Origin of the sequence: Leucobacter celer subsp. astrifaciens, assembly GCF_001273835.1 — a bacterium.
GTDB classification, from domain to species: Bacteria; Actinomycetota; Actinomycetes; order Actinomycetales; family Microbacteriaceae; genus Leucobacter; species Leucobacter celer.
Window position 1 is genome coordinate 1 of record NZ_JHEI01000098.1, and the last position, 271, is coordinate 271.

The window sequence follows — 271 nt, forward strand, 5'->3', positions numbered from 1 at the left end:
GTGCCGGTATCGGTGGAGCGAGCGCGCCGGTTGGCAGCCTCGGCAAACTGGCTGACCGGCTCTTCGCGGTGCACGGCCAGTCCGAGCAGCTGCGCCTCAAATCGGCGTCGGCACAACGAGAAACGCTCGACCGTTTCGGCGGAGAGATGCTCGCGACGACGCTGGCGGAGTACCGCGAGTCGCATCGAGAGCGTCAGCTGCTCTCCGCGCGCGTGCACGAACTCACCGAAGCACGTGAGGAGCGTGCCGCAGAGGCGGTGCGCCTGCGCAC

The 271-nt window shown here is 68.6% G+C and carries 1 pseudogene; it reads left to right on the forward strand.

Annotation, left to right across the window (positions count from 1 at the left end):
- A pseudogene (locus AMS65_RS19715) lies at nucleotides 1–271 on the forward strand (DNA repair protein RecN); the annotation flags it as partial.